Annotated in this window: 16 protein-coding genes and 1 tRNA gene; 11 read left to right on the top strand and 6 right to left on the bottom strand. The window is 70.3% G+C overall.

Annotated features, from left to right (window positions below; genetic code table 11):
* Positions 1–45: 45 nt before the first annotated feature.
* The 4 genes from ACFRAV_RS19585 (at position 46) to ACFRAV_RS19570 (ending at position 1872) form a co-directional block, all read left to right on the top strand.
* Entirely contained in the window at positions 46–408 is a 363-nt protein-coding gene (locus tag ACFRAV_RS19585; protein ID WP_382557235.1) for a 5-carboxymethyl-2-hydroxymuconate Delta-isomerase, read from the top strand.
* 37 nt (positions 409–445) lie between these two features.
* Positions 446–874, top strand: coding sequence for a DUF6892 domain-containing protein (locus tag ACFRAV_RS19580; RefSeq protein WP_382557232.1), 429 nt, complete (start codon positions 446–448; stop codon positions 872–874).
* Between the two features lie 129 nt (positions 875–1003).
* The gene (locus tag ACFRAV_RS19575) at positions 1004–1669 is read left to right on the top strand and encodes a maleylpyruvate isomerase family mycothiol-dependent enzyme (protein WP_382557230.1); all 666 of its coding nucleotides are present in this window, start codon (positions 1004–1006) and stop codon (positions 1667–1669) included.
* A gap of 129 nt (positions 1670–1798) precedes the next feature.
* A tRNA-Met gene (locus tag ACFRAV_RS19570) sits at positions 1799–1872 on the top strand.
* Between the two features lie 69 nt (positions 1873–1941).
* Here ACFRAV_RS19570 and ACFRAV_RS19565 read toward each other — a convergent pair.
* Positions 1942–2496, bottom strand: coding sequence for a DUF4262 domain-containing protein (locus ACFRAV_RS19565; RefSeq protein ID WP_382557228.1), 555 nt, complete (start codon positions 2494–2496; stop codon positions 1942–1944).
* On the bottom strand, positions 2453–2974 hold the full coding sequence (locus ACFRAV_RS19560) for an ATP-binding protein (RefSeq protein WP_382557225.1): 522 nt from the start codon (positions 2972–2974) through the stop codon (positions 2453–2455). Before ACFRAV_RS19560 ends, ACFRAV_RS19565 begins: the two co-directional genes overlap by 44 nt.
* A 114-nt stretch (positions 2975–3088) precedes the next feature.
* Here ACFRAV_RS19560 and ACFRAV_RS19555 point away from each other — a divergent pair, with 114 nt between their 5' ends.
* Entirely contained in the window at positions 3089–3937 is an 849-nt protein-coding gene (locus ACFRAV_RS19555) for a Scr1 family TA system antitoxin-like transcriptional regulator (RefSeq protein ID WP_382557224.1), read from the top strand.
* On the top strand, positions 3934–4125 hold the full coding sequence (locus tag ACFRAV_RS19550) for a DUF397 domain-containing protein (RefSeq protein WP_382557221.1): 192 nt from the start codon (positions 3934–3936) through the stop codon (positions 4123–4125). The genes ACFRAV_RS19555 and ACFRAV_RS19550 overlap by 4 nt, the downstream gene beginning before the upstream one ends.
* A 63-nt stretch (positions 4126–4188) precedes the next feature.
* Here ACFRAV_RS19550 and ACFRAV_RS19545 read toward each other — a convergent pair whose 3' ends face one another.
* Entirely contained in the window at positions 4189–4497 is a 309-nt protein-coding gene (locus ACFRAV_RS19545; protein ID WP_382557219.1) for a hypothetical protein, read from the bottom strand.
* A gap of 142 nt (positions 4498–4639) precedes the next feature.
* Between ACFRAV_RS19545 and ACFRAV_RS19540 the strand changes: the two genes are divergently transcribed.
* The gene (locus tag ACFRAV_RS19540) at positions 4640–5344 is read left to right on the top strand and encodes a DUF4241 domain-containing protein (RefSeq protein ID WP_382557217.1); all 705 of its coding nucleotides are present in this window, start codon (positions 4640–4642) and stop codon (positions 5342–5344) included.
* Positions 5341–5931 carry an SUKH-4 family immunity protein gene (locus ACFRAV_RS19535; protein ID WP_382557214.1) on the top strand — a complete coding sequence of 197 codons (591 nt, stop codon included), beginning with the start codon at positions 5341–5343 and terminating at the stop codon, positions 5929–5931. The genes ACFRAV_RS19540 and ACFRAV_RS19535 overlap by 4 nt, the downstream gene beginning before the upstream one ends.
* On the opposite strand, the gene ACFRAV_RS19530 is transcribed toward ACFRAV_RS19535, so the two are convergent.
* Complete coding sequence (locus ACFRAV_RS19530; RefSeq protein WP_382557212.1) at positions 5877–6401, bottom strand: hypothetical protein; 525 nt, start codon at positions 6399–6401, stop codon at positions 5877–5879. The two genes, ACFRAV_RS19535 and ACFRAV_RS19530, sit on opposite strands and share 55 nt — an antisense overlap.
* 199 nt (positions 6402–6600) lie before the next feature.
* Positions 6601–7359 (bottom strand): DeoR/GlpR family DNA-binding transcription regulator, encoded by a 759-nt coding sequence (locus tag ACFRAV_RS19525; RefSeq protein WP_382557210.1) that lies wholly within the window; start codon positions 7357–7359, stop codon positions 6601–6603.
* A gap of 48 nt (positions 7360–7407) precedes the next feature.
* Here ACFRAV_RS19525 and ACFRAV_RS19520 point away from each other — a divergent pair, with 48 nt between their 5' ends.
* The 3 genes from ACFRAV_RS19520 to ACFRAV_RS19510 all read left to right on the top strand — a co-directional run bounded on the left by ACFRAV_RS19520 (position 7408) and on the right by ACFRAV_RS19510 (position 9795).
* Positions 7408–7827, top strand: a complete 420-nt coding sequence (locus ACFRAV_RS19520) for a DUF4406 domain-containing protein (RefSeq protein WP_382557207.1) — start codon at positions 7408–7410, stop codon at positions 7825–7827.
* Positions 7824–8489 (top strand): NUDIX domain-containing protein, encoded by a 666-nt coding sequence (locus tag ACFRAV_RS19515; RefSeq protein ID WP_382557205.1) that lies wholly within the window; start codon positions 7824–7826, stop codon positions 8487–8489. Before ACFRAV_RS19520 ends, ACFRAV_RS19515 begins: the two co-directional genes overlap by 4 nt.
* A gap of 244 nt (positions 8490–8733) precedes the next feature.
* Positions 8734–9795, top strand: coding sequence for a peptidoglycan-binding protein (locus ACFRAV_RS19510; protein WP_382557203.1), 1062 nt, complete (start codon positions 8734–8736; stop codon positions 9793–9795).
* Positions 9796–9974: 179 nt separating this feature from the next.
* Here ACFRAV_RS19510 and ACFRAV_RS19505 read toward each other — a convergent pair whose 3' ends face one another.
* Positions 9975–11873 (bottom strand): hypothetical protein, encoded by a 1899-nt coding sequence (locus tag ACFRAV_RS19505; RefSeq protein ID WP_382557200.1) that lies wholly within the window; start codon positions 11871–11873, stop codon positions 9975–9977.
* Positions 11874–12120: the final 247 nt, after the last annotated feature.

The following is a 12120-nucleotide window of genomic DNA, read 5'->3' as shown; positions in this document are numbered from 1 at the left end:
ACGAAAAGATGACAGGGCCCACAAGACCCCGAACGGGAGCGACCGATGCCGCACATCACCGTCGACTACTCCGAGTCGCTGACCGAGGCCTTCGACCGCCACGGCTTCGCACGCGAACTGCACCCGCTCACCGCCGGCATCGCCAGGACGGCCGTCGGCAACTGCAAGACCCGCTTTCGCCGCGTGGAGGAGACCTACGTCGCCGAGGGGGCACCCGGCAACGCGGTGGTGCACGTCGAGATCACCCTCCTGCATGGCCGCACCGACGAGGTCAAGACGGAGCTGAGCGAGGCCGTCCTCGCCCTCCTCCGCACGCGAGTGGCGTCCGTGCCCGACGTGACGGTGCACGCCAGCGTGGACATACGCGAACTCGGCCCGGCGTACCGCAAGCACGTCACCACGGCTTAGGCACCTGACTGTCAGTGCCGTCACCTACGGTGAGTTCATGGCCCAGTTCAAGGACTTCAACTTCAAGCTCCTCGTCATCGAGCAGTTGATGTACACCGACGAGACCCTGACCCCGCAGTTCCACCTCGTGGACCTGTTGCGGCAGAAGGGACTGGGCGACGACGCGTACAACTACGCCCAGCAGTACGGCCTGGCCTACAAGATGGTGCCCGAAGCGCGCGACCACTTCGCCGCACTGCACATCGACGACGACCTCCTCGCCGGGGTGGAGGAACTGGTCATGGACGGTGGGCTGCAGGTGTACCAGGAGTGCGCCCCTATCTGGGACGGCGAGGACGACCTGTTCGACGTCGCCTCCCTCGACGATCTCGCGTTGCTCCCCAACCTCCGGCGCGTCTTCGGCTCGGAGTTCCTGACCTCTGAACAGCGGGACGTCCTCGTGGCCCGCGGCATCGTCGCGGACTGACGCGCACTCCGTCGGGCCGGCAGCCCTCCAGCCCGGAGCACCGCACCGCAGTCCTCAGCCGCGCACCCCCAGCCCCGCAGCGGGTTCGGCACCAGCCGCGGCACGACCCACGACAGGAGACCCGCCCGTATGCCTGCGTCGGAGCCTCGAACGGATCGCAGCCCGAACTCCGGGATCTGGCCCCTGGTCCACGCCGAGCGCGCGGCACTGGCGGCCGACCTGGCGGAGCTGTCCGACGAACAGTGGGAGACGCCCTCGCTGTGCACCGGGCTCACGGTGCGTCAGGTGCTGGCGCACCTCACCGCGGGGGCGAGCCTCACCCCTGCGCGCTGGCTCGCCGGGGTGATCCGCTGCCGTTTCGACTTCGACAAGCAGGTGGCCGTGCGGCTGGCCGAGCAGCTCGGTGCCAGCCCGGCCGAGACGCATCAGAGGTTCCGGGCCGTCGTGCCCAGCACGACCAAGCCTCCGCTCCCCGTCATCGCGATGCTGGGCGAGGCGCTCGTGCACGCAGAGGACATCCGCCGTCCGCTGGGCATCGCCCGCGACCACCCGATCGAGGTGGTCACGCGGGTGGCCGAGTACTACCAGGGCTCGGACATAGTGGTCGTCGCCAAGGGACGGATCGGCGGCCTGCGCCTCGTCGCGAACGACGGACCCTTCAGCACCGGCACCGGTCCGCTCGTGTCCGGTACCACCTTGGCCCTGACGATGGCCATGACCGGTCGCCGGTCGTATCTCGACGATCTGGAAGGCGACGGCGTCGAACTTCTCCGCGAGCGTTGCGGAGCGGCATGACGGTGGAAGCGGCCTGCCGCACGGCGAGTTCGCCCACCCGGAGGCGTCCCACACCGCACGCCGCCATCGGCTCGCCCGCTTACCGATTCGCTATTCCCCTGGTCATGCCGTACGGTCGAGGAACAACGACGCGGGGTGGAGCAGCTCGGTAGCTCGCTGGGCTCATAACCCAGAGGTCGCAGGTTCAAATCCTGTCCCCGCTACTGAAGACTCAGGGCCGGAATCCTTCAAGGACTCCGGCCCTGAGTGTTTCCCCGCCCCGCATGCGCCGACTACCGCCCGACGAGCGTCGCCCACACACCAGCCGGATGCTCCTCCGGCGTCATCCACAACCGCGGCTGCGAGTCCTCGAACCGCGGGTCGGCCGCCGGCTCCCAGACGAACCGGCTGTCGGCGTCCGGCCAGACCACCTGGAGCACCGGGAGCGGCGGCCTGCGGTAGAAGGCGATGGCCCGCCCGAAGAACTCCCGGTACCAGCCGCGATCCGCTGCCCGCAGAGCGACCGGCCGCCCTTCGATGACGCCCTCGTACATCCCGCCGTCCTCCAGCGCGGTTCCGTCCGCCGCCCGACGCCCCAGGGTGTTGAGCAGCGCCTGCATCAGCTGAACGTCGAGTCCGAACATGGCCAGCTCCGGCACACCGTGCGAGTGCAGGAGTCCGACGGTGTAGGCGAACCCCGGCCCCTGCTCGTCGGCCGGCACCATCACGACGCTCCAGCCGTGGTCCTGGACGTGCCGCACCGTGTGCTCGTCCAGGGCAGTGGCCTCACCCCGGTCCCCGTAGTCATGGCAGATCACACAGTGGCAGGCGGCACGTTCGTTCGACATGAATGCGACCGTACCGCCGCTGTCCGACACCGCCCTCACGGAGACGCGACGGGCCGCCTCCCCTCGCGCACACCGCCCACACCGTCTTGCCCGAGGTTGGCCGCGGCCGCCACCCCCACGCGACCGCGAGGGCCTGGACCAGCAACAGCCCTCGCCCGGAGTCCTCACCCTCCGGCACCCTCGGTTCCGGCAGCCGCTCACCTCGCGCGTCGTCCACGGACACGACCAGCAGCCCCGGCTCCGACGCCTCGACCTCCAGCCGCAGCCGGAATCCACGCCCCGGCACGTGACCGTGCGTGACGGCGTCTTTCGCCAGTTCCGCCACCACCAACGCCACCGCCTCACCCGCCTCCGACGACGGCGGCCACCCCCACAGCTCCAGCTGACGCGTGGCAAGCAGCCGGGCGAGCCGCGCCCCACGGGGCGTTCCGCTGAACAACTGTGCCCACCGCTCGCGGGTGGGAGTTTCCGCAATCATGTGACTCAGCGTGGCCGTCGCGACCTACGCTGGCGAGGACGACGGCCGGTACAGGCGATGCCGTGCGGGCGTGACACGTGACGTGTACGGCTCTGTCGGGCGGGAGGCGGTGGCGTGGTGACAACGCACGAGACGGACGAACCCGAGCCGTACGAGGAGCTGTTCCGTGCGGTCGGCAGACAGCTCAAGCTCCTACGGGAACGAGCCGGTCTCACCCAGCGCGACCTGGGCGACCGCCTCGGCTACAGCGAGGACCTGATCTCCTCCGTGGAGCGCGGCCGCCGCACACCACAGCGGGAGTTCCTGACCGCCGCCGACGAAATCCTCGACGCGGGCGGCTTGTTGAGCGCGACCGCGGACGAGGTGGAGAGCGCACGGGCGAAGTCCCGGGTCCGCCACCCGGCCTGGTTCCGCGACTACGCCCGGCTGGAAGCCAGTGCTGTCGCCATCGACTTCTACAACAGCCATGACGTTCCCGGCCTGCTCCAGACGGAACGACGAGCCCGCGCTCTCTACGAGATGCGCACGCCTCTGCTCGACGAGGAGACCATCGAGCGCCGTGTGACCTCACGCCTCGCCCGGCAGGAGATCCTCGGCAACTGGCCCCCGCCCATGGTCACCGCCGTCGTCGAGGAGGGCGCCCTCCGTCGCCCCCTCGGTGGCCGGGCAGTCCACAAGGAGCAACTGCACCAGCTCCTGGACCTGGGCCACCGCCGCAACATCTCGCTGCAGGTGATGCCGACCGAGTGCTACGAGCACGCCGGCATGGGCGGCGCCTTCGTTCTGCTCACCCCGAAGGCCAGGCCACAGGTCGCCTACGTGGAAACACAGGCTCACGGCACCCTCCTGGTCGCCTCCGAAGAAGTCCGTATCCTGGCGGCACGCTACGGAACGATCAGGGCACAGGCGCTCACCCCTCACGAGTCCCTCGCGCTGATCGCGGACATCCTGGGGGACCAGTGACCGACGAGACGGCAGCCCAACCCGCCTGGCGCAAAAGCAGTTACAGCGGCAACGAGGGCGGTGAATGCCTGGAGGTGGCCATCTCACCGGCCACCGTCCACGTCCGTGACTCGAAGGACACCGCCCGCGCAGGGCTCTCCCTCACCCCCGCCGCCTGGACGGCGTTCCTCGCTCTCATGTGCCCGTAGCAGGACTCGAGCCGAGCCGCCGCGCGGGGGAGGCGGGACACGGCGCAGCGGCATGGCCCGGGATCAGGACGGCGGAACCAGGCCCGCGTTCACGGCCCGGTCGAAGAGCCTGTGATGCCACTCGTTGGCGTCAGGCACGGGCCGGACCGTCAGCACCGGGTTGGGCCCCGTCTCGATCAGGTGCAGCAGCGACCAGGCGACGCCGTAGCAGTCGTCGGGACCGAAGCAGGCGAGCAGCGCCCGCGCCTCCTCGCCGGTGACCGGACGCGCGATGGCCAGGAACTCATCCGTACGCCGCTGGATGTCCTCCTCGGTCGCGTCCTCGTCGGGCAGCGGGCCGGCGTCGACGAACGCCTGGACTTCGGGTCGCATGCGCCCATGATCAGGCGCGGTGCTGGTCGTCGGCAAGGCGAGCAACGCCTGAGCACCCAGCCGCCACTGCTGGCGATCCACGTCGAGCTCGGCGCTGTGGAGGAGGTCTACGGTTGGGCATGATTGCCAGCAGGGGGGATTCATGCAGGACGCGAGCAAAGCAGCGCACGTCGGCCCGGAGCAGTCCGCGCTGCTGGAAGCGGTCTTCACCATGGGGCGGTTGGGTCTGCACTCGTACGAACTCCGTCCCGTCGATGTGGTGGAGGTGAGCGTCGTCGCCGCGATCCGCCTACCCAGCGGCCGGCTCATGGTGGACACGCCCTGGCCGCAGGATCGGCCTGGGCGCGAGTTGGCAGAACAGCTGCCTCCGGGAACGTACGAAGTGGAAGCATCCTGGGTCGAGGCGCCGTACGAATTCATGGGGGAGTCCTTCGACGGCCGGGAGTGCGCGGCAGTGCGCCTGCTCGTACGGCGAGAACCGGTATCCACCTGGGAGATGGCTCTCGGCGTCGACGATGACAGCGAGCAGCTCATCTCTGGCGAGGAGATCGGATTCCGGACGGACACCGCGATGGGGGCCTTCGCCGACGCCCGCAGTTGGCAGGCCCTCACCGAGCCGTTCCGACGGTTCTGGGAGAGAAGCGAGCAACTACCTGGGGTTGCCTTCGACCGTGAAACCGAAAAGGTGCGCTCGGGCGAGTTCGAGAAGGTCACCCACCAGGCCGGTCAGGCAGACCTACTCACCTTCCCCGCCGAGGAGGGCGTGACAGCCGTATGGATCGGGCGCACCGCAGCCGGCCGAGTGGCGACTGTGACCGTTGCCCCGTACCTCTCCTGGCTGGCATGAAGGCAGCCCTGCCGCAGTTGCCGAAGCCCAAGTTCGTCCTGCTTCGCATCGGGGTCCCACCCGAGGCGCCCACCTGGATCGCTGTCCACCTCGGGGACACCGGTATCCCCGTCGGGCTGATCGAATACGAGTACCGGCCGCTGCGCGAGGCGGTGTACCTCGGGGGGATCGGCGCGCGGGGACTGGTCGCCATCGCGACGAGTGGCCTGTTCGGACGTATCGGCGTCGACGTGGCCAGTGGTCACGTGGTGCGGGTCCCCATGATCGAGTCAGCGACGGCCACGCACGTGAACAGAGACCTTGACTCGTTCAGCCGATGCGCCGCGGCCGTGATCGCACGCTTTCCGTTCTACGCGGAGGACGACGAGGAGAGGTTCGCGGAGGCGGCGGAAGAGCTGCGCGATCTCGTCTCCGGCATCGACGAGACCGCTCTCGTGCGCGACGGGTTCTGGGAGACCTTCTGCGACGACGTGGCGATCGGGGACTACGCGGATTGCGGGGCGGTCCCGCCACCCGACCAGGGTCGAAGCCGCTACGACGCGTCTTCTGAAACCGCCCAGGTCAAGGGCTCGGGGAACGACCTGTAGGCGGATGCCAGCAGCCAGGTCTGCACCGGAGCGTCGGGGGAGGACTCAAGAGCGTGGAACCCAAGGGCTACTCCGGCCTTCGTCCGGATGGAACGTTGGCCATCGAACGTCAAGGTGCTGTCGGGCGTCCAGGTGCATCCGCACGCTTCGAGACGGGCGGTGACCATCTCCCAGGGGAAGGGGCCGGAGGGCTGGCCGGTCACGGCGCGGCCGAAGGCCGGGGCGCAGAACCTTCGATCCGTATCCGCATCGAATCCGATGAGCTCCACCAGGCCCTCGGGGGAGGCCCACACTTCAAGGCTTCCGTCTTTGAAGCCCGTCGAGCCCTCGGCCGGTTGCCCTCCGCGTGAGACCAGCCCAGTCTCACTGCCCAGCAGACGATCGGCTTCCCCGCTCGCCATACCAGGCCAGAGCCCAGAGGTCTCACCGGTTACCGCGAAGGAAACGATCATGTCGAGCACGGTGTCCACCGCCGGAGGCTATCGGGCTGCTGTCCGTCACGAGACAGCACCCAAGTTGAGAGGGACCGGCCCTCGTGCGACGGGATCTGTGACAGCGGGCCGATATGTCTACCTGTGGAAGCGATGCATCAGTTCGTGATCCGGGAGTCCATGATCATAGCTGCGGCCCGGATCGCCGGCGCGGTCACCACCTGCCGGGCCCGCCGCCTCAGTCCGCTGCCAGCACCTCCACCCCCAACTGCCGGACCCGCTCGACCGCCGGGTCGTGCGGGTCGGCGTCGGTGATCAACCCGCTCACCTTCTCCCACCCCAGCACGCGGTACTGCGAGGCCGTGCCGATCTTCTCCGACGAGGCGAGGACGTAGGTGTCCGCGGCCCGCGCCGCCAGGGCACGCTTCATCGCCGCCTCCTCCGCGTCCCCCGTGGTCAGTCCCGCCTCGGGATGCACCCCGGTGACGCCGAGCAGGAAGAGGTCGGCCGAGACGTTCTGCGCGGCCTCCACCGCCGCGGCCCCGCAGGTCACCGCCGAGTGCTTGAAGACCCGCCCCCCGAGCAGGAAGAGCTCCGCGCGCGGATGCTCCAGCAGCGCCGCGGCGATCGTCGGACTGTGCGTGACGACCGTGCAGTCGAGGTCCTTGGGCAGGGCCCGTGCGACGGCCAGGGCGGTGGTGCCTCCGTCGAGGAGCACCGAACCGCCCGGCCGCACCAGCCCCGCGGCGACCGAGGCGACCTTCCGCTTGCCGCCCGGTGCCACCGCCTGCCGCGCGTCGTAGTCCACCACCGCGGGTGACGCGGGCAGGGCACCGCCGTAGACCCGTTGGCACAGCCCCTCAGCGGCAAGCTCCCGCAGATCACGCCGCACGCTGTCCTCGGAAATGCGCAGCTCGGCGGCCACCTCCTTGGCCACGATCTTCCCCGTGCGGGCGAGCAGCCCCAGCAGGTGCTCACGCCGTTCAGCAGCCAGCATGCACGTTCCTTCCTGTTCCTTCTCGTTTCTGCATGTATCTTAGCCGTCATGACCGACAACCCCTTGCTCATCCTCATCGCGGGCCCCTACCGCTCCGGAACCGACGGCGACCCGCAGGCCATGGCCGCCAACCTGGCGCGCCTCGAAGCCGCGGCCTGGCCCGTCTTCGCGGCCGGCCACGTCCCCGTGATCGGCGAGTGGATCGCCCTGCCCGTCCTCCGGTCCGCCGGCGCCGGCCCCACCGACCCCCTCGCCGACCAGGTGCTGTACCCGACCGCCGACCGCCTGCTCGCCCACTGCGACGCCGTACTGCGCCTGCCCGGCGCATCCGCCGGCGCCGACCAGGACGTCGCCACCGCCCGCCGCCGCGGCCTGCCGGTCTTCCACGACGTCTCCGAGATCCCCCAGCTCACGGAGGCCCCCCTCCGCGCGGCGATCTCCCACGACGTCCCGCAGGAGACCGCGTGACGGGCCGCCCGGGCGTCGACCGCCCCGACCACCGGGGCCGCATCCACCTCGACCGGGCGGGCCGCGACCTCGACCGCAACCCCGACGTCGTGGTCCGCGACGTCGCGCTCACCTCCCAGGGCTGGCACGTCCTGCGCCGCACGACCTTCGACTTCCGCCGACGCGACGGACGGTGGGAGACCCAGCAGCGCGAGACCTACGACCGCGGCAACGGCGCCGTCGTCCTGCCCTACGACACCGAGCGGGGCTGCGTGCTGCTCACCCGGCAGTTCCGCTACCCGGCCTACGTCAACGACCATCCGAACGGCATGCTCATCGAGGCCGCCGCCGGCCTGCTCGACGCCGACGACCCGCCCAGCGCCATCCGGCGCGAAGCGGCCGAGGAGCTCGGTGTCACCCTCGGCCCGCTCACCCACGTGCTCGACGCCTACATGAGCCCCGGCTCGGTCACCGAACGCCTCCACTTCTTCGCCGCCCCCTACACCCCGGCGGACCGCACCGGCGCCGGCGGCGGACTCGAGGAGGACGGAGAGGACATCGAGGTCCTCGAACTCCCCTTCGCCGAGGCGCTCGTGATGACCCGCGACGGCCGCATCATCGACGGCAAGACCGTCCTGCTCCTGCAGTGGGCAGCCCTGAACGGCCCCTTCGCCCGCTCCTAGGACCGGCGGGCGCCCCCGTACCTCGGTCCCGTCGGCGGACGTACGAGGACTTGTCGTATCTCGGCAACGACACCCACCAACCCGTCATGCACACGCCATGTTCGAGCTCTGGTGCCAGCCCGGGTCGTACGCCAAGGTGATGGCCACTGGAGGCTGCCACCAGCCCTCAGGGCCCGGACGGCCCGTCGCACCCCGACGTGCCGCCCGGACGTCACGCCCGGCTCGTGGATGCATCGGAGGACTCATGCGGCTCGTGCGGCTCACCCGGTTACTCACCAGGCTCTCCCGCAGTGCCCGGCTCACCCTGGTCGCCGTGACGGCGGCAGGCGCGGCGGCCACGACGCTCACAGGTCTCCAGTCCGGCGGCCCGACCCCCACGGCCGACACCCAACTCGTCGCCGACGCCCGCGCGCTGCAGGCCGAGGCCGCGGCCACCCTCACCCCCGACGAGATGATCGGACGGGCGAAGACCTGGCTGACCGCCGACAACGGCGGACCCGTCCCGTACAGCATGGAAACCGTCTGGAAGGACGGCTACCGCCAGGACTGCTCGGGCTACGTCTCCATGACGCTCGGACTGAGCACGCCCGGCCTGAACACGGTCGGCCTCGCCACCACCAGCAGCGTCACCCAGCGCCTCAGCGGCGTCAGCCAGCTGCGGATGGGGGACCTGCTGATCGACTACAGCACCACCGACGGCGACTTCCGCCACGTCGTGATCTTCGAGAAGTGGGCCGACTCCGCGCACACCGCCTACTGGGCGTACGAGCAGCGCGGCACCTACGGCACCACCTACCGCCAGCTCAGGTACGGCATCGGCGCCGACAACTACGATCCCTTCCGCCCCGTGAAGCTCGGCGACCCCGGCGGCTCGACCCCGACTCCGACCCCGTCGCCCAGCGTGGCCTGGCCGGTCCTGAAGTCAGGCTCCCAGGGCGACGACGTCCGCGCCGCCCAGTACCTGCTGAACGCCGCCGGCCACCCGCTGACCGCCGACGGCAGCTTCGGCCCCGCCACCCAGGCCGCGGTCGTCGGCTTCCAGCAGTCCCAGTCCCTCACGGCGGACGGCGTCATCGGCGCGAACACCTGGTCCGCCCTCGTCCCCACCGTGAAGTACGGCTCCGAGGGCGACGCGGTGAAGGCGGCCCAGACCCAGCTCAACGTCTACGGCCACGGCCTCACCGTCGACGGCGCCTTCGGCTCCGGCACCCGGTCGGCGACCGTCGCCTTCCAGCAGGCCCACGGCCTCACGGCCGACGGCGTCATCGGGACCCAGACCTGGCGGACCCTCCTCGGGGCCCGCTGACGGTCCCGTCGACGGCTCACCTGGCCCGACCGGGCCGGCCTCCGACGTTGCCGACCCGGACCCGGAGGGGCACGAGGTCCGCTTCCGCTTCATCCGACTCCGAGTGGCCCGGGGGAATGCCGTTCCGCCCTCCGTGGCGCGAACGGAGACCCGATTGCACACGGAGGGCGGGGCACAGCTCAGCCGACGGGCTGTCCCAAGGGTGGGGCGTCGGAGGCCGCCGGGGGCGGTACCGGGCGATCGGTCGTGTGGGCGTCGAGCTCCTGACGGGTGCGGCGGATGATCTCGTCGCGGGTGCCACGGTGGTCTGCCAGGGTCACATCGATGGCCAGTCGGATGCGACGGGCTTCCGAGAGGGAGTAGGCGATACCGGAGACCTTCGCGCGGTTGCTCACCCTCATGAGGGTGATGCCCTGAGGCCGGTGCTCGTGGGTGAGCCAGCGCCCGTAGTCCCATTCCCTGCGCTTGGACAGGCCGACGAAGAGGACCCGGCGGTCGGTGACGGCCACCTCGCCACGGTCCGTCTCCTCCAGACTGGCGAGGCCCTGCTTGGTCCGGACCTCGACCAGTCGGGCGGTCGCCACCAGCAGGACCCGCTCGTCCTTCTTCCGGCGCCCCCAGCGGAACTGCTCCGCCGGGTAGACCTCGCCCGTGAGGTCGCGTGCCAGGTCGTGCAGCTCGGCCAGCCGGTCGTGCTCGGCCTCCCACACGGCCAGGTCCCGTTCGTAGCGCTCCTGCTCGCGCTGGAGCTGCTCCTGCCGGCGTGCGATCGCCCGCAGCTCGGCGGCCATGCGCGCGGCTTCGCGGCGACGTGCCCACCACCTGATGACCCGGCGTCGCCTGCGCCACAGCAGCAGCACCGTCACGCCGACGGCCAGGACGATGCCCACGGTCCACAACACGGCTCGGACGATCTCGGCCGTCGTCATGTCGTCCTGGACGGTGATCACGAGGGCGTAGGCGCGTTCGTTGCCGGCGCGGTCCTGCGCCGAGACGGTGAGCTCATGACGCCCCGGCGCCAGGTCCGGGGAGAGCCGCAGACTTCTCCGGTCCTGGTCCAGACGGCCGGACGCCACTGTTTCGGCCCCTTCGCTGAGCGTGACCTCCGTCCCCGGCTCGCTGGTGATCGTGATGGCGACCGCACCGTAGCGGGCGGCTTCCTCGTCGTAGCCCGCCTTCACCGCGGGCGCCTGCGTGTCCACGGTGACGGTGTCGCCGGTCAGCGTGCCGCGACGTCCGAAGCTGTCGACAAGCTCGACCTCTGGCCGGTAAGTACCGTCCGGCAGTTCGAAGGAGAGGTCTGCCGAGCCCTGTTCGCCCAGGGTGACCTTCTCGCTATCCGGCCCCATGCGTGCCGTGACCTTCGCCTCAGGCGGCCCCGAGACGGTCAGCGACACCGACGACGAGCGGGACATGTCCTCCTGCGTCAGCTCCGGTTCCAACGAGTCCAACTCGACGCTGAACGTCTCGGTACGCCGGGACACGTTGCCCACGGCGTCCTCGACAGTGACGGTGATCTCGTGGTCGCCGTCGGGCAGCCACAGGGCCGCCTCCACCGGCGAGCCGACACCGGCCTCCCCGGTGACCCTGTCCTTGCGGCCGGCCACGGCCACCTCGTAGTCGACCTTCTCATCCACCTCGAACGAGACCCCGACGGCCGCGGTCGTCGGGTCGGCGGAAGTGACGTCGAACGCGGCCAACTCGGGCTTGGCGCCGTCGGCCTCGACGGTGAACGACTTGCTCAGGGAGCTCTCGTTGCCGGCAGCGTCCGTCGCGGTGACCACGTAGGTCGCCCTGCCATCCTCCGTCCTGAAGGTGAGCGTCTGCGGCGACCCGGTGGCGGTCGCCTTCGCCACCTCCTCACCGTCGCCCTCGGTGCCTTCTTCGCTCTCCCCGGACACGACGATCGTGGCGCCCCGCTCGGCGGTGACCGTCACGGACACCTTCCCACCGGGCAGAGCCTTGGGGCGCTGGATCTTGGGCTTGGACGGCGCGTCGACGTCGGCGGGCTCGGCGGGCTCGACGGACGAACCTGTGCCGGAGCTGCCGGTCCCGCCGGTGCTGCCCGTCCCGCACATCGAGAAGTCGCCCAGGTCGCCACAGATGTAGGAACCCGTGTCCGAAGGGCAGGAATGCCGGGCGTGGCACCCGTGACGGTGAGCCGAAGCGGGAGCCACCGAAGTGAGCACGGCCGTCCCGGTGAGACAGGCGACGGCCAGTGCCGTCAAGGCACGCCGAAGCGGCGCAGAAATGAACACGGTAAGAAATCCCCCCACAGGACCCCGGCGTCGCGCACGCCGGAAAGGCGAAGTCTGACCCTGTGTC

The sequence above is a fragment of the Streptomyces sp. NPDC056600 genome, assembly GCF_042792855.1.
In the GTDB taxonomy this organism is placed as follows: domain Bacteria; phylum Actinomycetota; class Actinomycetes; order Streptomycetales; family Streptomycetaceae; genus Streptomyces.
This window is presented reverse-complemented; position numbering and strand designations above follow the sequence as displayed.